This window comes from Pseudomonas sp. S1(2024), from assembly GCF_046557535.1.
This window is the reverse complement of record NZ_JBKGFP010000130.1, coordinates 12,286-34,761: the sequence shown is the minus strand read 5'-3', so window position 1 is coordinate 34,761 and position 22,476 is coordinate 12,286. Positions and strand designations below refer to the sequence as shown.

General features: G+C 64.8%; 24 protein-coding genes. 16 read left to right on the top strand and 8 right to left on the bottom strand.

The features are described from left to right. Nucleotides 1–29: 29 nt before the first annotated feature. Nucleotides 30–599 carry a hypothetical protein gene (locus tag ACLCGK_RS31375; RefSeq protein ID WP_013972078.1) on the bottom strand — a complete coding sequence of 190 codons (570 nt, stop codon included), beginning with the start codon at nucleotides 597–599 and terminating at the stop codon, nucleotides 30–32. 111 nt (nucleotides 600–710) lie between these two features. On the opposite strand from ACLCGK_RS31375, the gene ACLCGK_RS31370 reads away from it, so the two are divergent. Genes ACLCGK_RS31370 through ACLCGK_RS31340 form a run of 7 tightly spaced genes read left to right on the top strand, consistent with a single transcriptional unit; the run spans nucleotide 711 to nucleotide 6,994 of the window. Beyond that, nucleotides 711–1,388 carry a thermostable hemolysin gene (locus tag ACLCGK_RS31370; protein ID WP_015269965.1) on the top strand — a complete coding sequence of 226 codons (678 nt, stop codon included), beginning with the start codon at nucleotides 711–713 and terminating at the stop codon, nucleotides 1,386–1,388. Beyond that, nucleotides 1,378–2,838, top strand: coding sequence for an AMP-binding protein (locus ACLCGK_RS31365; protein WP_410953597.1), 1,461 nt, complete (start codon nucleotides 1,378–1,380; stop codon nucleotides 2,836–2,838). The genes ACLCGK_RS31370 and ACLCGK_RS31365 overlap by 11 nt, the downstream gene beginning before the upstream one ends. Nucleotides 2,839–2,853: 15 nt before the next feature. Further along, entirely contained in the window at nucleotides 2,854–3,534 is a 681-nt protein-coding gene (locus ACLCGK_RS31360; protein WP_023663323.1) for a TenA family transcriptional regulator, read from the top strand. Then, nucleotides 3,521–4,327: an SDR family oxidoreductase gene (locus ACLCGK_RS31355; protein WP_013972081.1), complete on the top strand. Its 807-nt coding sequence runs from the start codon at nucleotides 3,521–3,523 to the stop codon at nucleotides 4,325–4,327. Before ACLCGK_RS31360 ends, ACLCGK_RS31355 begins: the two co-directional genes overlap by 14 nt. Further along, nucleotides 4,324–4,965 (top strand): tetratricopeptide repeat protein, encoded by a 642-nt coding sequence (locus tag ACLCGK_RS31350; protein ID WP_410953596.1) that lies wholly within the window; start codon nucleotides 4,324–4,326, stop codon nucleotides 4,963–4,965. Before ACLCGK_RS31355 ends, ACLCGK_RS31350 begins: the two co-directional genes overlap by 4 nt. A gap of 2 nt (nucleotides 4,966–4,967) precedes the next feature. Beyond that, nucleotides 4,968–5,630 carry a response regulator gene (locus tag ACLCGK_RS31345; protein ID WP_289805799.1) on the top strand — a complete coding sequence of 221 codons (663 nt, stop codon included), beginning with the start codon at nucleotides 4,968–4,970 and terminating at the stop codon, nucleotides 5,628–5,630. Then, nucleotides 5,627–6,994 (top strand): sensor histidine kinase, encoded by a 1,368-nt coding sequence (locus ACLCGK_RS31340; RefSeq protein ID WP_280167923.1) that lies wholly within the window; start codon nucleotides 5,627–5,629, stop codon nucleotides 6,992–6,994. The genes ACLCGK_RS31345 and ACLCGK_RS31340 overlap by 4 nt, the downstream gene beginning before the upstream one ends. Nucleotides 6,995–7,001: 7 nt before the next feature. Here the strand turns inward: ACLCGK_RS31340 and ACLCGK_RS31335 are convergent, their stop codons facing one another. Further along, nucleotides 7,002–7,388, bottom strand: coding sequence for a VOC family protein (locus ACLCGK_RS31335; protein WP_013972085.1), 387 nt, complete (start codon nucleotides 7,386–7,388; stop codon nucleotides 7,002–7,004). Nucleotides 7,389–7,588: 200 nt separating this feature from the next. On the opposite strand from ACLCGK_RS31335, the gene ACLCGK_RS31330 reads away from it, so the two are divergent. Both ACLCGK_RS31330 and ACLCGK_RS31325 read left to right on the top strand, forming a co-directional pair. Continuing rightward, nucleotides 7,589–7,774, top strand: a complete 186-nt coding sequence (locus ACLCGK_RS31330; protein WP_015269971.1) for a hypothetical protein — start codon at nucleotides 7,589–7,591, stop codon at nucleotides 7,772–7,774. A 149-nt stretch (nucleotides 7,775–7,923) separates the two neighbouring features. After that, a complete protein-coding gene (locus ACLCGK_RS31325) occupies nucleotides 7,924–8,829 on the top strand; it encodes a LysR family transcriptional regulator (RefSeq protein ID WP_013972086.1) in 906 nt (301 codons plus the stop codon). A gap of 38 nt (nucleotides 8,830–8,867) precedes the next feature. Here ACLCGK_RS31325 and ACLCGK_RS31320 read toward each other — a convergent pair whose 3' ends face one another. Beyond that, entirely contained in the window at nucleotides 8,868–9,341 is a 474-nt protein-coding gene (locus tag ACLCGK_RS31320) for a hypothetical protein (protein ID WP_367245556.1), read from the bottom strand. Between the two features lie 150 nt (nucleotides 9,342–9,491). Between ACLCGK_RS31320 and ACLCGK_RS31315 the strand changes: the two genes are divergently transcribed. Genes ACLCGK_RS31315 through ACLCGK_RS31300 form a run of 4 tightly spaced genes read left to right on the top strand, consistent with a single transcriptional unit; the run spans nucleotide 9,492 to nucleotide 12,898 of the window. After that, nucleotides 9,492–10,088, top strand: coding sequence for a paraquat-inducible protein A (locus tag ACLCGK_RS31315; protein ID WP_410953595.1), 597 nt, complete (start codon nucleotides 9,492–9,494; stop codon nucleotides 10,086–10,088). Further along, nucleotides 10,085–10,729, top strand: coding sequence for a paraquat-inducible protein A (locus ACLCGK_RS31310; protein WP_024086789.1), 645 nt, complete (start codon nucleotides 10,085–10,087; stop codon nucleotides 10,727–10,729). The genes ACLCGK_RS31315 and ACLCGK_RS31310 overlap by 4 nt, the downstream gene beginning before the upstream one ends. Further along, entirely contained in the window at nucleotides 10,713–12,353 is a 1,641-nt protein-coding gene (locus ACLCGK_RS31305) for an intermembrane transport protein PqiB (RefSeq protein WP_410953594.1), read from the top strand. Before ACLCGK_RS31310 ends, ACLCGK_RS31305 begins: the two co-directional genes overlap by 17 nt. An 11-nt stretch (nucleotides 12,354–12,364) precedes the next feature. Continuing rightward, nucleotides 12,365–12,898, top strand: a complete 534-nt coding sequence (locus ACLCGK_RS31300) for a membrane integrity-associated transporter subunit PqiC (protein ID WP_013972090.1) — start codon at nucleotides 12,365–12,367, stop codon at nucleotides 12,896–12,898. A gap of 138 nt (nucleotides 12,899–13,036) precedes the next feature. On the opposite strand, the gene ACLCGK_RS31295 is transcribed toward ACLCGK_RS31300, so the two are convergent. Beyond that, the gene (locus tag ACLCGK_RS31295; protein ID WP_410953593.1) at nucleotides 13,037–14,815 is read right to left on the bottom strand and encodes a phosphoethanolamine transferase CptA; all 1,779 of its coding nucleotides are present in this window, start codon (nucleotides 14,813–14,815) and stop codon (nucleotides 13,037–13,039) included. 153 nt (nucleotides 14,816–14,968) lie between these two features. Here ACLCGK_RS31295 and ACLCGK_RS31290 point away from each other — a divergent pair, with 153 nt between their 5' ends. Beyond that, complete coding sequence (locus tag ACLCGK_RS31290; protein ID WP_023662626.1) at nucleotides 14,969–15,115, top strand: DUF2986 domain-containing protein; 147 nt, start codon at nucleotides 14,969–14,971, stop codon at nucleotides 15,113–15,115. 157 nt (nucleotides 15,116–15,272) lie between these two features. On the opposite strand, the gene ACLCGK_RS31285 is transcribed toward ACLCGK_RS31290, so the two are convergent. Next, nucleotides 15,273–15,641: a hypothetical protein gene (locus ACLCGK_RS31285; protein WP_015269978.1), complete on the bottom strand. Its 369-nt coding sequence runs from the start codon at nucleotides 15,639–15,641 to the stop codon at nucleotides 15,273–15,275. A 286-nt stretch (nucleotides 15,642–15,927) separates the two neighbouring features. Here ACLCGK_RS31285 and ACLCGK_RS31280 point away from each other — a divergent pair, with 286 nt between their 5' ends. Continuing rightward, nucleotides 15,928–16,419 (top strand): GNAT family N-acetyltransferase, encoded by a 492-nt coding sequence (locus tag ACLCGK_RS31280; RefSeq protein ID WP_410953592.1) that lies wholly within the window; start codon nucleotides 15,928–15,930, stop codon nucleotides 16,417–16,419. Nucleotides 16,420–16,479: 60 nt separating this feature from the next. Here ACLCGK_RS31280 and ACLCGK_RS31275 read toward each other — a convergent pair whose 3' ends face one another. The 3 genes from ACLCGK_RS31275 to ACLCGK_RS31265 form a co-directional block, all read right to left on the bottom strand. Beyond that, nucleotides 16,480–17,853, bottom strand: coding sequence for an 8-oxoguanine deaminase (locus ACLCGK_RS31275; RefSeq protein WP_410953591.1), 1,374 nt, complete (start codon nucleotides 17,851–17,853; stop codon nucleotides 16,480–16,482). Nucleotides 17,854–18,077: 224 nt separating this feature from the next. Continuing rightward, on the bottom strand, nucleotides 18,078–19,658 hold the full coding sequence (locus ACLCGK_RS31270) for an aldehyde dehydrogenase (NADP(+)) (RefSeq protein WP_410953590.1): 1,581 nt from the start codon (nucleotides 19,656–19,658) through the stop codon (nucleotides 18,078–18,080). Nucleotides 19,659–19,947: 289 nt separating this feature from the next. Further along, nucleotides 19,948–21,327, bottom strand: a complete 1,380-nt coding sequence (locus tag ACLCGK_RS31265; protein WP_410953589.1) for an APC family permease — start codon at nucleotides 21,325–21,327, stop codon at nucleotides 19,948–19,950. 281 nt (nucleotides 21,328–21,608) lie between these two features. Between ACLCGK_RS31265 and ACLCGK_RS31260 the strand changes: the two genes are divergently transcribed. Then, nucleotides 21,609–22,451, top strand: a complete 843-nt coding sequence (locus ACLCGK_RS31260) for a helix-turn-helix domain-containing protein (protein ID WP_410953588.1) — start codon at nucleotides 21,609–21,611, stop codon at nucleotides 22,449–22,451. Nucleotides 22,452–22,476 lie beyond the last annotated feature (25 nt).

Genomic DNA, 22,476 nt, shown 5'->3' with positions numbered 1-22,476 from the left:
CCCGCGAAGAGGCCGGCACAGTCAACCCATCAGTCGAAATACCCACGCAACCCAAAGGCATACCCGGTATCCACCCCAGCAGCCTCGCCGCGGCTCCAGCGCTTCTTCAACACGAACTCGAACGCTGGCTCGTACAGCCCGTCCCGCACCAGTGCACCCGCCAGCACCTCCACGTCATACCAGCCATTGTCCAGCTCGATGATCGGCCGCCCCGGCACCTGGTAACGCGCCATCAGGTCACCCAGTGTCTTGGGCGTGAAGTGCTGCAGGATGCGCCAGGTGTACAGCATCAGCGCACCGTGCTCGACCTGCAGCACATAGCCATTGCGGCGGTGCTTCAGGCGGCTGCCGGGTTCGCGCAGGGCCGGGGTATGGTTGTCCAGGGTGAACAGGATGCGGTAGGGCAGGTTATCGACCCCGGCCAGTGGCAGCACGACCCCTTCGCGCACGGCCTGGTCGCCGCTGTCGCCATGGGTGAAGGCATGGGCAAGGTCGTCGGGCAATTCATGTTGTTGCTTGAAGCGCTCGAGCAACTGGATATCGCCGAGTAGAAAGTAGTCGACCAGGTCGTTGAGCACTTCGCTGAATTCGTGGCGCATCTGTTTTCCTTGTTGGTGCGCGTGAGGGCAATGGCAAATGTAGCACTTCAGATTGGCTTCAGATTGCCCCCTGATACTGCCACCAACACCTGACTTGAAAGGGGGACCGCCATGACTCAGGCAGACAGCGCCAGCCTGTTTCCACTGGCTATCGGCAGCCACGGCGAGCGCCTTGCCCGCATGACGCTGAAACGCTCGGGGGAGCCCGGGCGCGACGAGCTGGAACAGTTCATTCACGCCCGCTTTGCCTGCGCGCACCACGCCGACGTGCAGCACTACCTGCCCGAACTGCTCGGCCTGCATGACAGCCACGGGCGCCTGATGGCCGCCGCCGGCATACGCCTGGCCAGCAGTGGGCCGACCTTCCTCGAGCGTTACCTGGATGAGCCGCTGGAAGCGGCCGTGACCCGGCTGTCTGGCAGCTCGGTGAGCCGTGCACAGTTGGTAGAAGTGGGCAACCTGGCCGCGCTCAGCGCCGGCAGCGCGCGGATCATGATCATTGCCGTGACCTGGTTGCTGGCCGCCCGCGGTTTGCAGTGGGTGGCCTTCACCGGTGCCGCGACGCTGGTCAACAGCTTTCATCGCCTGGGCCTGGTGCCGACGGCGCTGGCTGTGGCCGACCCTGGCCGGCTGAACGGCGATGCCGATAGTTGGGGCAGTTACTACGCTCAGCACCCGCAAGTGTTCGTTGGCAACATCGGCTACGGCCATGCAGCCCTGGCCCGCGGCGGCGTTTTCGAGCGGCTGGGCTTGCCCGCGAGCGTGCAGGAGGCCGGCCATGCCGCGTGAATGCCAGCTGTTCAGGGAAGTGTTGCAACTGCATGCCCGCCACCGAGGGGCACAACCGGCGTTGCTGGGCCTTGGCGGGCCGTTCACCTATCAACAATTGCTGGACGAGGTCGAGCAACGCCAGGCCTGGCTGAGCGCGCAGCCACCGGGCACTTTCGCCCTGGCCCTGGAGAACGGTCCCGAGGCGCTGTTCTGGGACCTGGCGGCGCTGTTCGCGGCGCGCCCCATCGTTATTCTGCCGGCGTTCTTCAGCAGCGCCCAGCGCCGCCACTGCCTGGCACAGAGCGGGGCGGTGCTGGCGCTGGCCGACGAGGCTTTCGCTGACGACTTGCACGCCAGCGGCTTCTCTGCCGGTGAGCGCTTCTGGAGCCGGCAGCCGCCAGCGGCCGCACCCTTGCCACCGGGTACCGCGAAGATTACCTACACCTCCGGCAGTACCGGTGCACCCAAGGGCGTATGCCTGAGCGCCGAGGCCATGCTGCGGGTAGCGCGTGAGCTGGAGGCTGCCAGCCGGCCCACGGCGCCAGGCAAGTACCTGGCGGTATTGCCTCTGGCGGTGCTGCTGGAAAACCTGGGCCTGTACGCGGCCCTGCTGGCCGGGGCGAGCATTGCCCTGTATCCGCAGGCGCAACTGGGTTTTCGCGGTGCCAGTCAGGTCGACTTCAAGCAATTGCTGGGCGCCATCGCCTTGAGTGGTGCCGAAAGCCTGATCCTGGTGCCGCAACTGCTGCTTGGGCTGGTCACTGCCATCGAGCGCGGCCTGATGCGGGTCGGCCCGTTGCGCTTCGTGGCGGTGGGCGGCGCGCGGGTGGCGCCGAGCCTGCTGGCCCGGGCCCAGGCCATCGGGCTACCGGTGTTCGAGGGCTATGGCTTGTCCGAATGCGCTTCGGTGGTATGCCTCAACCGCCCCGGGGCGCATCGTGCGGGCAGTGTCGGGCGGCCGCTGCCGCATGTGCAGGTGCGCATTGCCGAAGATGGCGAAGTGCAGGTGGCCGGTTCGGCGTTGCTCGGCTACCTGGGCGAACCACCCTTCAGCGAGCCGTGGTTGTCGACCGGTGACCTGGGCCACTTCGACAGCGACGGCTTCCTGTACCTGGCCGGGCGCAAGAAGCACCAGTACAGCACCAGCTTCGGGCGCAACGTCAACCCCGAATGGGTCGAGGCCGAACTGACCCAGGGCGGGGTGATCGCCCAGGCGTTCGTCCACGGCGAAGGCCTGGCACACAACCTGGCGTTGATCTGGCCGCTGGACCCGCAGGCTGACGACCACACCCTGGAACAGGCCATCCGCCAGGCCAATGCCGGCCTGCCGGACTATGCCCGGGTGCATGCCTGGCGGCGTCTGCCCGAACCTTTGAGTGCCGCCGGGCAAACCCTGACCGCCAACGGCCGGCCACGCCGCGAACAGATCCTGCGGTGTTACCAGTCCCTGTTATCCGACCTTCAATGATCTACGAGGTTTGCCATGCTTTTCTTCGACATGCTGCAGCAGGAAACCGCCGACGAGCGTACGGCATTGTTCAGTGTCCCGGTCATCCGCGACGCGCTGGCCGGCAAGGCCAGCCTCGAGGCCTATGTGGCCTTTCTCACCCAGGCTTACCACCACGTGCGGCACACCGTGCCATTGATGATGGCCTGCGGGGCCCGTTTGCCGGCGCGGCTTGAGTGGCTGCGCGGCGCAGTGTGCGAGTACATCGACGAGGAGTACGGCCATGAGCGCTGGATTCTCGATGACATCGCCGCCTGCGGTGGCGACCCGCACCAGGTGGCCGGCGGCCGGCCGGCATTGCCCATCGAGCTGATGGTGGCATTTCTCTACGACCAGATTGCCCGTGGCAACCCGGTCGGGCTGTTCGGCATGGTCAACGTGCTCGAAGGCACCAGCATTGCCCTCGCCACCCAGGCAGCCGGTACCCTGCAGAGCAGCCTCGGCCTGCCGGACAAGGCGTTCAGCTACCTGAGTTCCCACGGCGCCCTGGACCAGGACCACATGGCCACCTACCGTGGCCTGATGAACCGTCTGGACCAGCCAGAAGACCAGCAGGCGGTAATCCACGCTGCCAAAGTGGTGTATCGCCTGTATACCGCCATGTTCGAAGGGCTGCCGCGTACCGCGCAGCAGGAGGTAAAGCATGCGCTTGCCTGATTGCGTGGCGGTGCTCACCGGTGCCAGCGGTGGCATCGGCCTGGAGTTGGCGGCCCAGCTATGCAGTGCCGGTGCTCGCGTACTGGCGGTCAGCCGGCAGCAGGGCAAGCTGACCGAACTGATGGCGCGCTACCCCGGGCAATTGCGCTGGCAGCAGGCCGACCTGCGCTGCGCCGAAGGCCGCCGTGACGTGCTGGAGGCAGCGCGGGCGATGGGTAGTTGCAACCTGTTGATCAACGCCGCCGGGGTCAACCGCTTCGCCTTGCTCGAACAGATGGACGAGGCCGCCCTCGACGAGTTGTTCGACCTCAATATCAAGGCCGCCGTGCAGCTCACCCGCCTGTGCCTGCCGCTGCTGCGCGCCCAGCCCAGTGCGCTGGTGGTGAACGTGGGGTCGATCTACGGCTCCATCGGCTACCCAGGCTATGCCACCTACTGCGCCAGCAAGTTTGCCTTGCGCGGGTTCTCCGAGGCATTGCGCCGCGAGCTTGCCGACACCTCGGTGAACGTGCTGTATGCCGCACCGCGCACTACCCGCACGACGATGAACAGTAGCGCCGCGCAGGCCCTTAATCAGGCGTTGAAGGTAGGCGTCGATGACCCGCAGGATGTCGCCCGGGCAGTGCTCGACGCGGTACAGGCCGAGCGCAGCGAACTGTACCTGGGTTGGCCGGAGAAACTCTTCGTGCGCCTTAACGGCATGCTGCCAGGCGTGGTCGACCGCGCCCTGCGCAAGCAATTGCCGCTGATCCGTCGCTACAGCAACTGGCACAGCAAGGAGTCGAGCAAATGAAACGTCTGATACTGGCCAGCCTGCTGGCCATCGCCCCGTTCACCTGGGCCCTCGACCAGAACGGTACCCAGCAACTCAACGCCATCCAGCAGCGCTGGGCGGTGGTTCGCTATAACCTGCCCGAAGCCCAGCGTGCCGGGGCATTCGAGGCCCTGGCGGCACAGTCGGCGGCGTTGGTGCGCCAGCATCCGGGCTCGGCCGAGCCGCTGATCTGGGACGGCATCGTCAACAGCAGCTGGGCCGGCGCCACCGGTGGGCTGGGCGCGTTGGGCAAGGTCAAGGCCGCCCGCGCCAGCCTGGAAAAGGCCCTGGCCATGGACCCCAAGGCCCTGCAGGGCTCGGCCTACACCAGCCTGGGCGCGCTGTACGACCAAGTGCCCGGCTGGCCATTGAGCTTCGGCGACCAGGCCAAGGCCGAGGCCATGCTGCGCCAGGCGCTGGCGATCAACCCGGACGGTATCGACAGCAACTATTTCTGGGCCGACCACCTGTACCGGCAAAACCGCTACGACGAAGCCCGTGCCGCCCTGCAAAAGGCGTTGCAGGCACCGCCCCGGCCCGGGAGAGAGTTGGCCGACCAGGGCCGGCGTGGTGAAATCGATGCTTTACTCAACGCGATCAAGGACAAACAGGATTAAGCATGCGCCTGCTGCTGGTAGAAGATGACGTCGCGTTGGGGGAGGGGATTTGTGACGGCCTGCGCCGCGAGGGCTATACCCTCGACTGGTTGCAGGATGGCGCCAGTGCCTTGCATGCCCTGTGTCACGAAGAGTTCGACCTGGCCATCCTCGACCTGGGCTTGCCGCGCCTGGATGGCATCGAGTTGCTGCGGCGCCTGCGTGCGGCCGGGAAGAGCCTGCCAGTGCTGGTGCTGACCGCCCGCGACGCCACCGATGACCGCATTGCCGGGCTGGATGCCGGCGCCGACGACTACCTGGTCAAACCCTTCGACCTCAACGAACTCAAGGCCCGCTTGCGGGCCTTGCTGCGGCGCAGTAGCGGCCGCGCCCGGGTGCTGATAGAGCATGCCGGGGTATGCCTGGATCCGGTCAGCCAGCAGGTGCACTACCTGGGCCAGCCGGTGGTACTCACGCCCAAGGAATACCTGCTGCTGCACGAGCTGCTGGCCCAGCCGGGCAAGGTGTTCACCCGCGAACGCTTGACCCAGTTGCTGTATGGCTGGGATGAAGAGCCGGAGAGCAACACCCTGGAAGTGAACATCTACCACCTGCGCAAGAAGCTGTTCAACGGCCTGATCCGCACCGTGCGCGGGATTGGCTACCTGGTGGAACGCAAGTCATGAGCTCGTTGCGCCAACGCACCTTGTGGCGGGTGATGCTGCTGTTGCTGGTCGGCAGCGGGTTGCTGGCGCTGTACAACTATCACGACAGCCGCCACGAAATTAACGAAGTGTACGACGCCCACCTGGCGCAGAACGCCCGGCTGCTGCAGGGCATCATGAGCCTGCCGGTGCAAGAGCAGAGCCGTGACGAGTTGTACCGCGCCTTCGACGAGGCCTTGAGCAAGGCCGGGCACCACAAGGTGGGGCACCGCTACGAGAGCAAGCTGGCCTTCCAGGTATGGGCCGACGACGGCGGGCTGCTGGTACACACGCCCAGCGCCCCGCAGCTGGGGCAGGCGCCGCGGGTGCCGGGTTTCGCCGACGTGGTGGTGGATGGGCGCCGTTGGCGCAGTTTTGTCTTGCCGGTGCCGGAAAAACACTGGGTGATCTGGGTGGGCGAGCGCAACGACGTGCGTAACGACCTGATCGAACGCATCGTGCAGCACACGCTGTTGCCATTCCTGTTCGGCAGCCTGGCCCTGGCCTTGCTGGTGTGGGCGGCCATAGGCTGGGGGCTGCGGCCGCTGCAGAACATGGCCAGGGTGATCCGCGCCCGCCACGCCGAGTCGCTCGAGCCGTTGCAGCTTGTGCCGTTGCCTAAGGAGCTGGAGCCGATGCAGGCGGCGATCAACCGCCTGCTCGGGCAGATCGACGACCTGCTGCGCCGCGAACACCGTTTCATCGCCGACGCTGCCCACGAGATGCGCACGCCCTTGGCCATCCTGCGCCTGCATGCGCAGAACGCCCTGAATGCAGACAGCGCTGCCGAGCGGGACAAGGCCCTGCAGTTCCTGATGGGCGGTGTCGACCGCCTTGCCCGGGTGGTCAACCAGCTGTTGACCCTGGCCCGCCTGGAGCCGCGACCAGGCCGGCGTGACTGGCCGCGGGTGGACCTGGAGGGCGTGGTGGCCGAGACTCTGGCAGAGCTTACCCCCTGGATACTGGAGCGCGGGCTGGAGCCTTCGCTGGACATCGCCGCCGGCGACTACCATTTGCACACCGACGCTGGCGCGCTGGGTATTGCCTTGCAGAACCTGGTGGCCAATGCCGTGGACCATTCGCCGGCAGGCGGTCGGGTCACCGTGACACTGCAGTGCGAAGGGCAGGCCTTGCTGGTCAGTGTCGACGACGAAGGGCCGGGCATCGCCGAAGTCGACCAGCAGCGGGTATTCGAGCGCTTCTACAGCAAGGGCTCGACCAATGGCGCCGGGCTGGGGTTGTCGATCGTCAGCACCATCATGACCCGCCTGGGTGGCAGCGTGCAGTTGCGCAACCAGACGCCACACGGATTGCGCGCGACCTTGCGCCTGCCCGTGGAGCCCTGAACGCTTGCTAGTGTTTCTGGGCGATCTGGATCAGGTTGCCGCAAGTGTCATCGAACACCGCTACGGTGACCGGCCCCATGGCAGTAGGCGGTTGGGTGAACTGCACGCCCGCTGCGCACAGCCGGGTATATTCGGCCTGGATGTCCCGCACGCCGAACGAGGTGGCGGGGATGCCGTCCTGCTTGAGCGCGGCTTTGTAGACCTTGGCGGCCGGGTGCGCGTCGGGCTCGAGCAGCAGCTCGACGCCGTTGGGGTCGTTGGGGGAGGTGAGGGTCAGCCAGCGGTGTCGGCCCATGGGGATGTCGTGCTTGGGCTCGAAACCGAGTACGTAGTGGTAGAAAGCCAGGGCCTTGGCCTGGTCGTCGACGAGGATGCTGGTGACTATGATCTTCATGAACGCACACCGTATGCCTGGAGTCGTTGAGTACCAGTAAAGACAATCAGCGGCATTTGGCCAGGGCACCGGGTTCACTGCTAACCCTGCAACGCGATCCGACAGCATTTCTCTTCACGGTCAAAGTTCCAGATGGGTTGGTGGCAATGGGGGTTGTAGCGTTGATCGGGCGATACCACCCAAACCAAGGAGTGAACCCCATGCAAGAAGAACCCGTTAACGAGCCAGACGACACGCTCGACCACGAACAGCTGGAAAATGCAGAACCGCAGGCAACGTTGTCCAGGCGCAAGCGCGGTATAGGGCCAGTAGTCGGCATGCCCTGCAGGCCAGGGTACAAGCTGATTGGTGATGACTGTGTAATCGCCAATATCGATTTCGAGTGAAGCAAAGGGGGGGGCGCATCGCGCCCCTCGTAAAAACCTGCTCAAGCCATAGGTAAATCCTTCATCACCTGGCCCCCACCCAGCCGCTGCCGAGGGTAAAGTGACAGGCATGATCCCAGCGCGCCCAGACCGGCGTCAGAGAGGTGCCCGTGGCGGCCTACACATTGCGACAACTCAAGTACTTCGTCACCACCGTCGAGGCCGGCAGCGTGGCCGAAGCTTCACGCCAGCTGTACATTGCCCAGCCGTCCATCTCCACGGCCATCAAGAGCCTGGAAGAAAGCTTTGGCGTGCAGCTGTTCATCCGCCACCACGCCCAGGGTGTGTCACTGACGCCCAGCGGCAAGCGCTTCTATGCCAAGACCAAGTCGCTGCTGCAGATGGCCCACGAATTCGAGCAGAACGCCCTGGCCGACAACGACACCGTGGCCGGGCAAATCGACATCGGCTGCTTCGAAACCGTGGCACCGCTGTACCTGCCGCGCCTGATCGCCGGCTTTCGCCAGCGTTACCCGGGGGTGGATATCCGCCTGCGCGACGGCGAGCAGCAGGACCTGATCCAGGGCCTGACTGCCGGTACCTTCGACCTGGCGTTCCTCTACGACCATGACCTGGACGGCACCATCGAGGCCGAGCCGCTCATGCCGCCGCAGAAGCCCTATGTGCTGCTCCCCGAGAACCACCGCTTCGCCGGGCAGGCCCAGGTGTCGCTGCGCGATCTGTGCCCGGAGCCGATGATCCTGCTGGACGTCGCCCCCAGCCGTACCTACTTCGTCAGCCTGTTCAACGAAATGGGCCTGACGCCCAATATCGTCTTCAGTTCGCCGTCGATCGAGATGGTACGCGGCATGGTCGGGCAGGGCTTTGGCTTTTCGTTGCTGGTGACGCGGCCGCATTCGGAGTACACCTACGACGGGCAACGCCTGGCCATGCTGGATATAGCCGAGCCTGTGGCGCTGTCAGGGCTGGCAGCGGCGTGGTTGAAGCGGGTGCAACTGACCAAGCCGGCGCAGTTGTTCGTCGAGTTTTGCCGGGAAGAACTGGCCAAGTTCTGAAACGGGCACGCCATGCAGGAGCATGGCGTGCCCGTTGGTCAGGGGTTGACCTGATAGCCGCGCCCTTGCAGGCAGCCGGCATAGGCACTGGCATGAGCCTGGGTTTTCGCTTCGTCCTGGCCGCGCCGGTCCTGACGGCGGTCCTGACGCTGGCGCATGCCACCGACCGCAGCACCGGCGGCGGCCACTTCGCCGGCGCGGTTCTGTCGGTATTGCTCCTTGGCATCGTCACCGACCCGGTCATACAGCTCGTCGTGCTGGTTGCCGCGCACCTGCGCGCCTGCCGCACCGGCAACCGCGCCGGCGGCGGCACCGCGTACCCGGCCACCGACATGGGGGTCGCTGGAGGTCGCGGCACTGTTCGCGGCATTGGTCGCGACAGTATTGCAATCATTGATATCCAGTTGCATCTGCTGGCTGCTCTGGCCCTTGAGCGGCACCACCGACTGCGCCTGGGCTGCCGATGCCGCGCACAGCAGCACCAGCAGGCAACTCCACGTGAACGTACGCATGGCAAACCTCCAGCGGGTGGGGATCCCGTTTCACAGGATAGTTCTATTTGCTGCCGATGATGGCAGTTTTGCCGGGATGGTCTAAACCGGATATCAAACGTGGTTCGCCTGCGTATCACGGCGTGAATCCGGGCTACCTGTGGAAACCCCATGAGCCAGAGCCAGCAACTGATCATCTGTGAGTACTGTGACACGGTGTACCACCGTGCGCCGCTGCTCAAGCACCAGCGCGCCGTTTGCCAGCGCTGTGGCGGCGTACTGTACCGGCATACCTCGCTGACGGTGCAGCAACGCCTGGCCCTGAGTGTGACGGGTGGCATCCTGCTGGTGTTCGCCAACGCCTACCCGGTGATGACCATTGGCATGCAAGGGCTCACCCATTCCGCGACATTATGGGACTCGGTACAGATCCTCAGCCACGGCAGCATCACCTTCATCGCCCTGGTCATGGCCCTGTCGATCATCTTTGCGCCGGTGCTGCAGATTACCCTCTTGTGCTGGGTGTTGGGTTTCGCCCTGGCCGGCCAGCGCGCCCCCGGTTTTGCCCTGTGCATGCGCAGCCTGGAGGGCCTGCGGCCTTGGAGCATGCTGGAGGTGTGCCTGCTGGGGGCGATGGTGGCGGTGATCAAGCTGGCGGGGCTTCTCGACGTGATACCTGGCATCGGCCTGCTGGCGCTGGCCGCGCTGAGCATGCTGATCATCCATATCGCCGGCAAGGACATCCGCGGCCTTTGGGAGCAGGTATGAATACCCCGGCCAACGCCGACGACCTGGGCCTGTGCCTGTGCCATGGCTGCGGTCAGGCCTGCGAACTGGGCAGCGACAAGCACACCTGCGAGCGCTGTGGTGCCGCCATCCACCGGCGCAAGGCCAATGCAATCAGCCGTGGCTGGGCGTTTCTGCTGGCGGCGCTGGTTTTCTACATTCCCGCCAACCTGCTGCCGGTGATGCACACCGAAATGCTCGGCAGTGGCAGCGAAAGCACCATCGGTGGCGGCGTGCTGGAGTTCTGGGAGGCAGGGGCCTGGGACATCGCGCTGATCATCTTCATTGCCAGCGTGGGTGTGCCGGCCATCAAGTTCTTCTCGCTCGGCCTGTTGCTGTTCACCGCCCAGCGCGGTTCTACCTGGGCCTGCCGGCAGCGCTCGCAGCTGTACCGTTTCGTCGAGCTTATCGGCTACTGGTCGATGCTCGATGTGATGGTGGTGGCGCTGGTGGCGGCGCTGGTGCAACTGCGCGGGCTGGGCACCATCGAGCCGCGGGTAGGCATCCTGTTTTTCGGCATGGTGGTGGTATTGACCATGTTTTCTGCGATGAGCTTCGATCCACGCCTGATCTGGGATAGCCGTACCAACGAGGGAGGCCGCATTGATGGTGCAACAGACTGACAAGCGCGAGGGCGCGGGGCAGGTTGAAGTGCGCACCCGGCGCTGGAGCGTGTCGCTGGTATGGATCGTGCCGATACTGGCGATCCTGATCGGCGCTTCGCTGGTGGTGCGCAACTGGATGCAGCAGGGCCCGGTCATCGCCATTTCCTTCCACACCGGGGAAGGGCTGGTGGCGCACAAGACCCAGGTCAAGTACCGCAGCGTGGTGATCGGCGAAGTCACCACGGTGGACCTGGCCGACGACAAGAAGAGCGTGGTCGCCAAGGTCCAGCTGTCCAACGACGCCCGTGCGTTCGCCACCCAGGGGGCGCGCTTCTGGGTGGTACGGCCACGCATTGGCGTGGGCGGCGTGTCCGGCGTGGACACGCTGCTGTCGGGCAGTTTCATCGGGGCGGATTCCGGCGAATCGAAAGTGCCGGAAAAGTCCTTTGTCGGCCTGGAGCTGCCACCGCCGATCACCTACGACGAGAAAGGCAAGCGCTTTGTCCTGACCGCCAGTGACCTGGGCTCGCTGGATATTGGCTCGTCGATCTACTACCGCAAGATCCCGGTGGGCGAAGTGGTGTCCTTTGCCCTGCAGGGCGATGGCAAGGGCGTGGAGATCGGCGTGTTCGTGCAGGCCCCCTACGACAGCTTCGTCACCGCCGATACCCGCTTCTGGAACGCCAGTGGCGTCGACATGCAGATCGGTGCCAACGGCCTGAAGATCGATACCGAATCACTGTCGTCGATCCTGGTGGGCGGGTTGGCCTTTGGCTCGCCCGACTTCGCCCCGCAAGCCGAGCCTGCTGCCGACCAGGCGCACTTCCAGCTGTTTGCCGACCGCGATACCGCCCTGGCACCGCCCAGTGGCCAGGCCCAGTACCTGCAGTTGCGCTTCGACCAGGCCATGCGCGGCTTGTCGGTAGGCGCCCCAGTGGAGTTCAAGGGGGTCGAGTTTGGCCGAGTCACATCGGTGCAGCTCGACTATGATGCCACCCGGCAGACCTTCCCGGTGGTGGTCGAAGCGGTGATCTACCCGCAGCGGCTGGGGCCGGTACACCGCAAGATGCTGTCTGTGTTCAAGCATTCCGAAGGTGACATGGACGGCGCGCGACGGTTGATCGGCACCTTCGTCGAGCACGGCCTGCGGGCCCAGGCGCGCAGCGGCAACCTGATCACCGGGCAGATGTTCATCTCCCTGGACTTCTACCCGGATGCCCCCAAGGTGGCCTTCGACAAGACCGCAGACCCAATCACCATCCCCACATTGCCCGGCAGCCTGGAGCAGCTCCAGGAACAGCTGCAGCGGGTGGTGGAGCGCATCAGCAAACTGCCGCTGGAGAGCATCGCCAGCAACCTGGACGGCAGCCTGCGAGAGCTGCGTGCCAGCCTCAAGCAGTTCAATGGCCAGACGCTGCCGGAGGTGAAAGTGGCACTGGACGAAGTGCACAAGACCCTGCGCACGGCCAATTCGGCCATTTCCGAGGACTCGCCGCAGCGCGAGCGGATGGGGGAAACCCTGGACGAACTGGAGCGCATGTCGCGTTCGCTGCGAGACCTTGCCGATTACCTGGGGCGGCACCCCGAATCACTGATACGCGGCCGGCCGAAAGCGGCCACTGCCGCCGAGCTGGAACCCTGAGGAGACAGCCGATGCTTCGACTGCGCAATGTATGTGGCGCCGGCCTGCTGGCAGTGCTGTTGGGCTGCAGCAGTACCCCGAACAACTATCACACGCTGGTACCGAGCGAGCCTGTACGCGACGGTGGCCAGCGCATCCAGGTGGCGAGGGTGGTCGTGCCGCCGCAGGTGGACCGCCCACAGTTGGTGGTGCGACAAGGGCAGAGCGGCCTGGCCATCCTCGAGACGGAGTGGTGGGGTGCCAACCTGGTGGATGAGTTTCGCAGCGCCTTGCAGGACCAGTTGGGCGGGCCGGTGGGTGGCGGCAAGGTGTTGTTGCGGGTGGACGTGCAGCGCTTCGATACCGTGCCGGGGCGCTACGCCTCGCTGGAGGCGGTATGGCGCCTGACGCGCTCGGGGGAGGCCGAACTGACCTGCCGTACCTCGCTACAGACGCCCGCAGACAACAGCATCGCCAGCCTGGTCAATGCCCACCAGGCCAATCTGCGCAAACTGGCCGAGGCGGTGCGGGTGAGTGCCCGGCAGGGCAGCTGTTCTGCATCCTGAGCATCTCGCGGACCGTTGTAGGAGCGGCCTTGTGTCGCGATAGGGCCGCATGGCGGCCCCAGCAATCGTTGTTGTAACGCTGAAAGCCGGGGGCCGCTTCGCGGCCCTGTCGCGACACAAGGCCGTCCCCGCGAGCAATCAGTTCAGGCGTACAGCGTTCTGTTTCTTGCCACTGCTGACCGTTTCCTGTCCCCGTTCGGTTTTGTCCATTGGCAACTGGTCGAAGTCGCGCAGGCCATCCTTGCGGTACGGGTCGCCGATCCAGCGCGGCGCCACCACAAACTGCGGGCTCACCAGGCTCTTGGCCGGCTCGTAACGGTCATAGCTCAGCCCAGCCAGGTCGGACAGGGTATGGATCAGGTGCGAGCTGCTGTAGGGGCGATCGGCCATCGCCTGCAAGTCGCGCGGGTGCTCGGCCTGCCAGCTTGGCGAAGTCCACAGCAAGAACGGGATGGTGTACATCGGCCGGGTCGGCGCGCCTTCGTTGCGCCCCAGGCGGTCGTGGTTGCCAGAGCTGTACACATCTTCGCCATGGTCGGACAGGTACAGCAGGAAACCATTGGGGGAACTGGCCGAGTAACGCTTGATCAGGCTAGACACCACGTAGTCGTTGTAGCGCACCGCGTTGTCGTAGAAGTTGTAGGTTTGCACCTGGTCGTCCGTCAGCTTGCCGGGCACCCCCTGACGGTCGTTGAAGTGCGCGTAGTCGTTCGGGTAGCGGTAGCGATAGTCCATGTGCGTACCCAGCAGGTGCACGATGATGAACTTGTTTGGCGCCGGGTCCTGCAGGGCCTTCTCGAACGGCGACAGCACCACGTCGTCGTATTGGCTGGCATTCTGGTTGCGCTGGTTGTTCAGGTAGACCGGCGCGTCCGTCTGCTGGGAGAAGGTGGTCAGCATGGTGTTGCGCTTGGTCATGGTCTGCTGGTTGGTGATCCAGAAGGTCTTGTAGCCGGCCTGTTTCATCAGGTTGATCAGTGACGGGTCAGTGAGGAAACGGTCCGGGTTCTGCTCGTCGCCGAAGGTGAGGATCTGCTGCATCACTTCGATGGTATACGGGCGTGGCGACACCACGTTGCGGAACACCGTCAGGCCCTTGTCGCTGGCGGCCAGCGCATCGAGATTGGGCGTGGTGTCGCGGTTGTAGCCGTACAGGTGCATGTGTTCGCGAGTGGTGGATTCGCCCAGCACCAGCACCAGCGTGCGTGGCGCTGCACCGCTGCTGTCACGCAGGTTCTGCAGGGGCGGCAGCGCGGCGTTCTTGGCCAGCAGCTCTTGCATGTTGTCCAGTTGCTGGCGGTACTGGCGGTAGCCGACCAGCAGTTGCCAGGGCACGGCGGGCTCCATGCGTTGCTGCACTTTCTCCGCCGCGTCGGCGAAGCTGCGCTCCTGGGTGACCATCTGCTTGTAGAACGGGTACACCAGGTTGGCCAACAGCAACAAGGCGACCACCGGCAGGCGGCTGCGCAGTGGCAGGCTGACCGGGCGTACGCGCTTCCACAGCAGCACCGCCCCCAGCGTGTACAACAGCAATGCCAGGCCCAGCCAGGCGCTGAAGTACTGGCTGAAGTACTCACCGGCCTCGGCGGTGTTGGACTCGAACATCACGAAAATGACGCTTTGCGAGAACTCCTGGCGATAGATGCCGAAGTAGCTCAGGCCCACCAGTGAAGCGGCCCACAGCACCAGGCCTATACCTGCGGCCGTGGCGCGGGTGAAGCGCGGCAGCAGCAGTACCGGTGCCAGCCACAGGCTGCTGAGGAAGAATGCATCGCGAAAGCCGGCGAACCCGGTGGTACCGCTGAACAGCAGCAACGCCTGGGTCACCCCCGAGAAGTACCAGAAGAACAGCAAAAGCCAGCCCAGGCCGGCCCAATCCACGCGCTTGGGCGAGGAGGGGGATGGAGTGTGTGACACGTATGCCTCGTCGTACTTGGCGGCCAGCGGATGTGCTCGTGGCCGGAAAGGGCGTGACGCTAATCTGCCGAGCGTGAAAATAACGTCAACGAGACGCTGGCCCAGGCAAGGTATGATGTATTCAGCCAAACCGGACTGACAGGTCGAGTGAGAATGAACCGTCGCAAGAAGATCAAGCAGCTACTGCAGGCGCACGCCAAGAAGGCCAGTGCCAAGCTGGCGCCGCGCAAGCCCAAGTACATTTGCAAGGCCGACCGTTTGAAGATGGAGGCCGAGGCTGCGGGGGATACCCCCACCTGACTGGCTGGCGCGGACCTTGTAGGAGCGGCCTTGTGTCGCGATCGGGCCGCAGAGCGGCCCCACGATTTCTGCATTGAAGCAGATATCGCCGGGGCCGCTTTGCGGCCCGATCGCGACACAAGGCCACTCCTACAGGGCTCGCGTTGGCTGCTTGCGGTCAGCGGCGATAGTAGCGGTGGTCATCATTGTAGCGGTGGTGCATGGCCCGCTCATGGCGGTGCTCCCAGTCGCGGCGCCGTTCCCAGTCGCGTCGGCGTTCCCAGTCTCGCCGGCGCTCCCAATCACGGCGGGCCTGCTCGCGGCGCCACTGTTCGCGGCGCCAGTCGCTGCGGTGGTCATGCCAGCGGTCGTCATCGTGGGCCAGCAACGTGGCTGGCTGTTCATCGGCCACACTGGCCACCCTGGACCAGGGGTTGCCGGCAGGCTGCAACGGTGATTGAACCGCCGGGGCAGCCACTGCGGGCGCCTTCATCTGTGTTGCCGATGCCGTGCCCATCGCCGCGAACGAGAACAGGCCGAGCAGCATCAACCTTGCGACATGTATTTTCATGAGCGAAGCCAACCTCTGATAACAATTGAGCCATCAGGCCAGCAGGTGTCGGGCGAACCTAGTCTCGCGTTCCGTTTCCTTTCTGTGCCTCCCACATAGACCGGTAAACGGGAAAAAGTTCGCAGCGGCAACAACTTGTAGAACTTCAGCGCTTCAAAAAAGGGCACCTTGCGCCTATGGCGACACAAAACAAGCTGTACCTGTGGCAGCGGCGCTCATTTACCATGGCGGCCGTTTTTGACCATTACCAAGGAAACCCGCCATGAGCGCCCCCCAGTTTCGCCCCCCCACAGCCGCCGACGCCGAACGCTGCTACGCCATCGAAATCGGTGCCTACGAAGGTGACGAGGCAGCCACGCTGGAGAAGATCCGCACCCGCATCACGCAGTATCCGCAGGGCTTCCTGGTGCTGGAAAATGCGGGCGAGATCGTTGGTTTCATCAACAGCGGCTGTGCCCACGAAGTGGTGATGTCCGACGAGGCATTCAAGGAGCTGGTCGGGCACGACCCGGCGGCGCCAAACGTGGTGATCATGTCGGTGGTGGTTGACCCGGCGCACCAGGGCAAAGGTTACGCCAAGCGGTTGATGGATGAATTCATCGCACGCATGAAGGCGGCGGGCAAGCTGACCATTCACCTGATGTGCAAGGAGCAGCATGTGGCCCTGTACCAGAAGCTGGGGTATCAGTACGTGAAACCGTCGCCGTCGGACCACGGCGGCATGGCCTGGCATGAAATGCTCATGGTCCTCTGATTTCGCAAGACACGGCAGCGTTGCCGGCGATGGGCCGCCAAGGCGGCCCCGAATGGTTGCTTATTCGCCGCTGACCAGCTGGCGTGCCAACTGGTTGTGGCGCTCCAGCACCCGTGGCAGGTCGACCGTGGCCAGCTGGCCGTCCTTCACCACCACACGGCCATTGATGACACTGGTGTGCACCTGGGTCGGGGTGCAGAACACCAGCGCCGCCAACGGGTCGTGGTGGCCACCGGCATAGGCCACGTGGCCAAGGTCGAAGGCGACGAAATCGGCCACCATGCCTGGCGCCAGTGCGCCAATGTCATTGCGGTTGAGCACCTTGGCGCCGCCGAGCGTTGCAATTTCCAGCGCCTCGCGCGCAGTCATCGCGTCGGGGCCGAAACCAACCCGTTGCAGCAGCAAGGCCTGGCGCACTTCACCGATCATGCTGGCGCCGTCGTTGGATGCCGAACCGTCGACCCCAAGGCCCACCGGCACCCCATGGTCGCGCATCTTGCGCACCGGCGCGATGCCCGAGGCCAGGCGCATGTTCGAGCATGGGCAGTGGGCGACACCCGTGCCGGTGCGGGCGAACAGCTCGATGCCATGCTGGTCGAGTTGCACGCAATGGGCGTGCCAAACGTCGTGGCCGACCCAGCCGAGGTCTTCGGCATATTCGGCGGGGGTCATGCCGAACTTCTCGCGGCTGTAGGCGATGTCGTTGACGTTCTCGGCCAGGTGGGTGTGCAACGACACCCCGTACTGGCGCGCCAGCACGGCTGCTTCGCGCATCAGGTCGCGGCTGACCGAGAACGGCGAGCAGGGCGCCACCACGATGCGGCGCATCGAGCCGTGGCTGGCGTCGTGATAGTCCTCGATCAGGCGCTGGGATTCCTTGAGGATGTCGGCTTCCTTTTCCACCACCGAATCAGGCGGCAGTCCGCCCTGGCTGCGGCCCACGCTCATGCTGCCGCGCGCGGCGTGGAAGCGCATGCCGATCTCGTCGGCGGCATGGATGCTGTCGTCGAGCTTGCAGCCGTTGGGGTAGATGTACAGGTGGTCGCTGGAGGTGGTGCAGCCGGACAGGATCAGTTCGGCCATGGCGGTCTGGGTCGACACCGCGATCATCTCGGGGGTCAGGCGTGCCCAGATCGGGTACAGGTTGGTCAGCCAGTTGAACAGTTCGCCGTCCTGGGCTGCCGGCACCACGCGGGTGAGGCTCTGGTACATGTGGTGGTGGGTGTTGACCAGGCCCGGGATGACCACCTTGCCGGCCATGTCCAGCACCACATCGGCGTGCTGTGGCAGGGTATCGCTGGGGCCGACCTGACGGATCAGGTTGCCTTCGATGAACATTCCGCCGTTCTTGAGCTCGCGGCGTTCGCCGTCCATGGTGACCAGCAGTTCGGCGTTTTTGACCAGTAGCGTTCTTGGAGCATTTGTAGATGACATGGCTTAAGCCTGTCGCAATACGCATCGGCGATTACCGATGTCATAGGCGCATGGCATTGTAAGCAAGGTTTTTGTGGATTGTATACAGGGCTGATGGTCCTGTGCCGGCCTCTTCGCGGGCTTGCCCGCTCCCACAGGTACGGCACAGTTCTGGAATTCTGTGCAGTACCTGTGGGAGCGGGCGAGCCCGCGAAGAGGCCAGTACAGGCTACCTCAATGTCAGATCAAACCGCCCCACGGCTGGCGACCCCATCCACCAACCGCGCAATCCCCAGCGGGTTGGCACTTTTCAGCGCCTCCGGCAGCAGCGCATCCGGGTAGTTCTGGAAGCACACCGGGCGCAGGAAGCGGTCGATGGCCAAGGTACCGACCGAAGTGCCTCGGGCATCGGAGGTGGCCGGGTATGGCCCGCCATGCACCATCGCGTCCGATACCTCAACGCCAGTCGGGTAGCCGTTCAGCAGCAGGCGCCCGGCCTTGCGCTCCAGCAGCGGCACCAGCGCAGCAAAGGCACGCAGGTCGTCCGGTTCGGCAATCAGGGTGGCCGTCAGCTGGCCTTGCAGGTGGCGCAGCGCTTCGGCCAGTTGCTGGGCATCGGCCACTTCCACCACCACGGTGGTCGGGCCGAACACTTCTTCCTGCAGCAGCGGGTCGCTGTCCAGCAGCAGGCTCACGTCCGCCTTGAACAGCTGCGGCTGGGCCTGCTTGCCGGCTTGTGGCTGCCCGGCCAGGTGCTGGATGCCAGGGTGCGCCAGCAGGTGCTGTACACCGCTCTGGTAGCTGCGCAGGGTGCCGGCGTTGAGCATGGTCTGCGGCGCCTGGTCGGCCATGCGCGCCACCAGCGTGTGCACGAAGCGTTCGAACTGCGGCGACTTGATGCCCACCACCAGGCCCGGGTTGGTGCAGAACTGCCCGCAACCCAGCACTACCGAGGCGGCCAGTTCGCCGGCTACCTGCTCGCCACGGGCCTGCAGGGCCTGAGGCAGGACAATTACCGGGTTGATGCTGCTCATTTCGGCGAACACCGGGATCGGCTGCGGGCGCGCAGCCGCCATGTCGCACAGGGCGCGACCACCACGCAGCGACCCGGTGAAGCCGACCGCCTGGATGGCCGGGTGCTTGACCAGTGCTTCACCCACGCCGGCGCCATAGATCATGTTGAACACACCTGCTGGCATGCCGCTGCCGGCCACCGCGCGGTCAATGGCCGCGGCCACGTGGGCAGCGGTCAGCATGTGCCCGCTGTGGGCCTTGAACACCACCGGGCAGCCGGCCGCCAGCGCCGAGGCGGTATCACCGCCGGCGGTGGAGAAGGCCAGCGGGAAGTTGCTGGCACCGAATACGGCCACCGGGCCGACGCCGATGCGGTACTGGCGCAGGTCCGGGCGTGGCAGCGGGGTGCGCTCGGGCTGCGCACGGTCGATGCGCGCACCGAGGAAATCGCCACGGCGCACCACATCGGCGAACAGGCGCAGCTGGTTGCTGGTGCGGGCACGCTCACCGCGGATGCGTGCCTCGGGTAGAGCGGTTTCGCGCATCACATGCTGGACGAAGTCATCGCCCAGTGCGTCCAGTTCGTTGGCGATGGCGTCGAGGAAGGCGGCGCGCTGTGCCGGGCTGGTGCTGCGGTAGGCCGGGTAGGCAGCCTCGGCGGCCTGCACGGCGGCATCGACTTCGTCGCTGGTCGCCTGGTGGAAGGCGTATGGCAGAGGCTCGCCGGTGTGGGCGTCGACGCTGTTCAGCAGCACTTCACCGTTGCCGCTGAGCTGGCCGGCGATGTGGTTCAGGCGATGTTCGATGGACATTTCGTTTCCCGTTGGCAATGACAGTCGATGGGCTGGGACTGTAGGGGGCGAAATGCGTGCTGAATAATGATTAATGCGGATCAGGTGATAACGTTCTGTTATCGCGTGGCCTGCTATTGAGGAACAATGTTCGAGCGTTTGCCATTCCTTGTGGGAGCGGGCGCGCCCGCGAAGCGCCCGACACGGTTTATGGCACCGGCTTTGCCGGTGTTCGCGGGCACGCCCGCTCCCACAACGACCGCGCAGGCGTCCAGGTCTGGGCAAGGCGGTTGTGGGGGCGCTGTTTATGTCACTCGGCCATCTGCAACTCCGGCAGCTTCACCCGGAACGCGCGGGTAAGCCCCAGCAGCACCACAAGGCCCATGCCCATCCAGCACAAACCGATGGTAAACGACAGGCTGGTAAGGCTGCTCCACAGCCACAGCGTGCTGAGGAAGCCCAGGCCGGGAATGGCGCCATACAGCAGGTAGTTGCGACCACCACGCAGCTTCTGGTCGATGAGGTAGTGCTTGACCACGGCCAGGTTCACCGCCGAGAAGGCGAACAGCGCGCCAAAGCTGATCATGTTGGCCACCGTGTCGAGGCTGATCACCAAGGCAATCAGCGACAGCAGGCTGACCAGCAGGATGGCCGTGGCCGGTACGCGCTTTTTCGTCACCAGCTGGCCGAACGCGCGGGGCAACGCACCGTCGCGGCCCATGGCGAACAGCACTCGCGACACGCTGGCCTGGGACACCATGGCCGAGGCGAAACAGCCGGCCACGTAGGTGGCGGTGAAGGCGGTCACCAGCAGCTCGCCACCGACCCGGCGCATCACATCCACCGACGCCGAGTCCGGGTCGGCGAAGCTGCCCCAGTCAGGGAACACCATCTGTGCGCAGTACGACACCACCAGGAACAACATGCCGCCGATCAGCGACACGGCAAGGATCGCCACAGGGATGCGGTAGGTGGGGTTGCTGGTTTCCTCGGCCATGGTCGAGACCGCATCGAAGCCCAGGAACGACAGGCACAGCACGGCGGCGCCGGTCATGATCAACGGCACGCTGAAGCCTTCGTGGTGGAACGGCGCCAGCAGCGACACCGGCTGCGCCTGCCCGCTGAGGTTGTGGATGGACAGGGCGACGAACACGACGATGAACACCAGTTGCACCACCACCAGGATCCAGTTCACCCGGGTGATCGACTCGATGCCGATCAGGTTGAGGAAGGTGACCAGGGCAATGGAGCCCGCCACCCACACCCAGGCGTGGATGGCCGGGAAGTACTCCGACATGTAGATGCCGATCAGCAGGTAGCTGAGCAGCGGCAGGAAGATGTAGTCGAGCAGCAGGGTCCAGCCGGTGATGAAACCGATGTGGCTGCCGAACGCCTTGCGGGTGTAGGTGTAGACCGAGCCGGAGTAGGGGTGGGCCTGGACCATGCGGCCATAGCTGTAGGCGGTCAGCAGCATGGCGGCGAGGGTCAGCAGGTAGGCGATGGGCAGGTGCCCCTTGGTCATCTGGGTGACCAGCCCATAGGTGGTGAATACTGCAAGTGGGACCATGTAGGCCAGGCCGAACAGCACCAGGGCGGGCAGCCCCATGGACTTGCGGAAACGGCCGTTACTGGCGGTGGGTTGCGACGGGCTATGTGCAGGGCTATGGGCTGTACTTGTTGTTGTATGCATTGCTAACTCCTGGAAAGGGATGCAGAACGCCGCGGTATGCGAGCGGGCTCGATACCGGTGGGTGTTGTGCAAGGAGGTCGAGCGGGTGGCTCGCAGTGCTGGGGCGGGTTGATGCTCCCACACCCCGCCGGTACCCGGAATCACCCTTTGGGGTGAGCCGGCAGGGGGCTTTGCCTGCTCACCCCAAAGGGTGATTTCGGTGTTTGCAGTGCCATGGGAGTATCTGGCCAACGACGCACCGCACTGGCGGCGGTGCCTTTACTTGAGACGGCAGGCCCACAGTGACTGATCAATTGCTTTCGCAACAGTGGTTCGAGCACCTGGCCAAGGTCACCGAGGCGATCGGCCGACCGGGCTTTGCCGCCTCCCTGTTTGCTGCGCTTGGCGTGATCCGACCGATCCAGGCGACCACGGTGTACCTGTACCCGCACGACGGCATGCCCTGCGCGCTGTTCGAGCAGGACGACAAGGCGCCCTGGCAGCCCGAGGGCAATGTCAGCCGCTACCTGTCCGGCTTCTATCTGCTCGACCCGTTCTACGGCGCCTGTGTGGAGCAGGTCGAGTCCGGCTGCTACGGCCTGTTCGAAGTGGCGCCCGACCATTTCGAGGTCAGCGAGTACTACCAGTCGTTCTACCGGCACTCGCACCTGGAGGATGAGCTCAACTACATCCTGCAGGTCGCGCCCGGGCAGAGCCTGGCAGTATCGCTGGCGTTCACCGACAAGCTCGATGGGCAAACCCGTGCGTTGTTCGCGCGTATCACGCCCTGGGTGCTGGCGGTGCTCAGCAAGCATTTCGCCGGGCTGGACAGCCGCGCCGGGCGCTTCGAGAACATTCTCGAGCAGCGCATCCACGCGGCGCTGAACAACTTCGGCAGCTCGCTGCTGACCGAGCGTGAATGCCGTATCGCCCAGCTGATCCTGCGGGGCCACTCGACCAAGTCGCTGGCCGAGCGCCTGGGGGTGTCGGAGGACACCATCAAGTCACACCGCAAGAACGTCTACGCCAAGCTCGACATCGGCACCCAGTCCGAGCTGTTCTCCCTGTTCATCGACGCGCTGGCCAATGCCCAGGGCGTGCTGGGCAAGGACCCGCTGGAAAGCTACATGGGCAAGCTGCGCTGAGCGCAAGCCACCCTGCAACCCCACC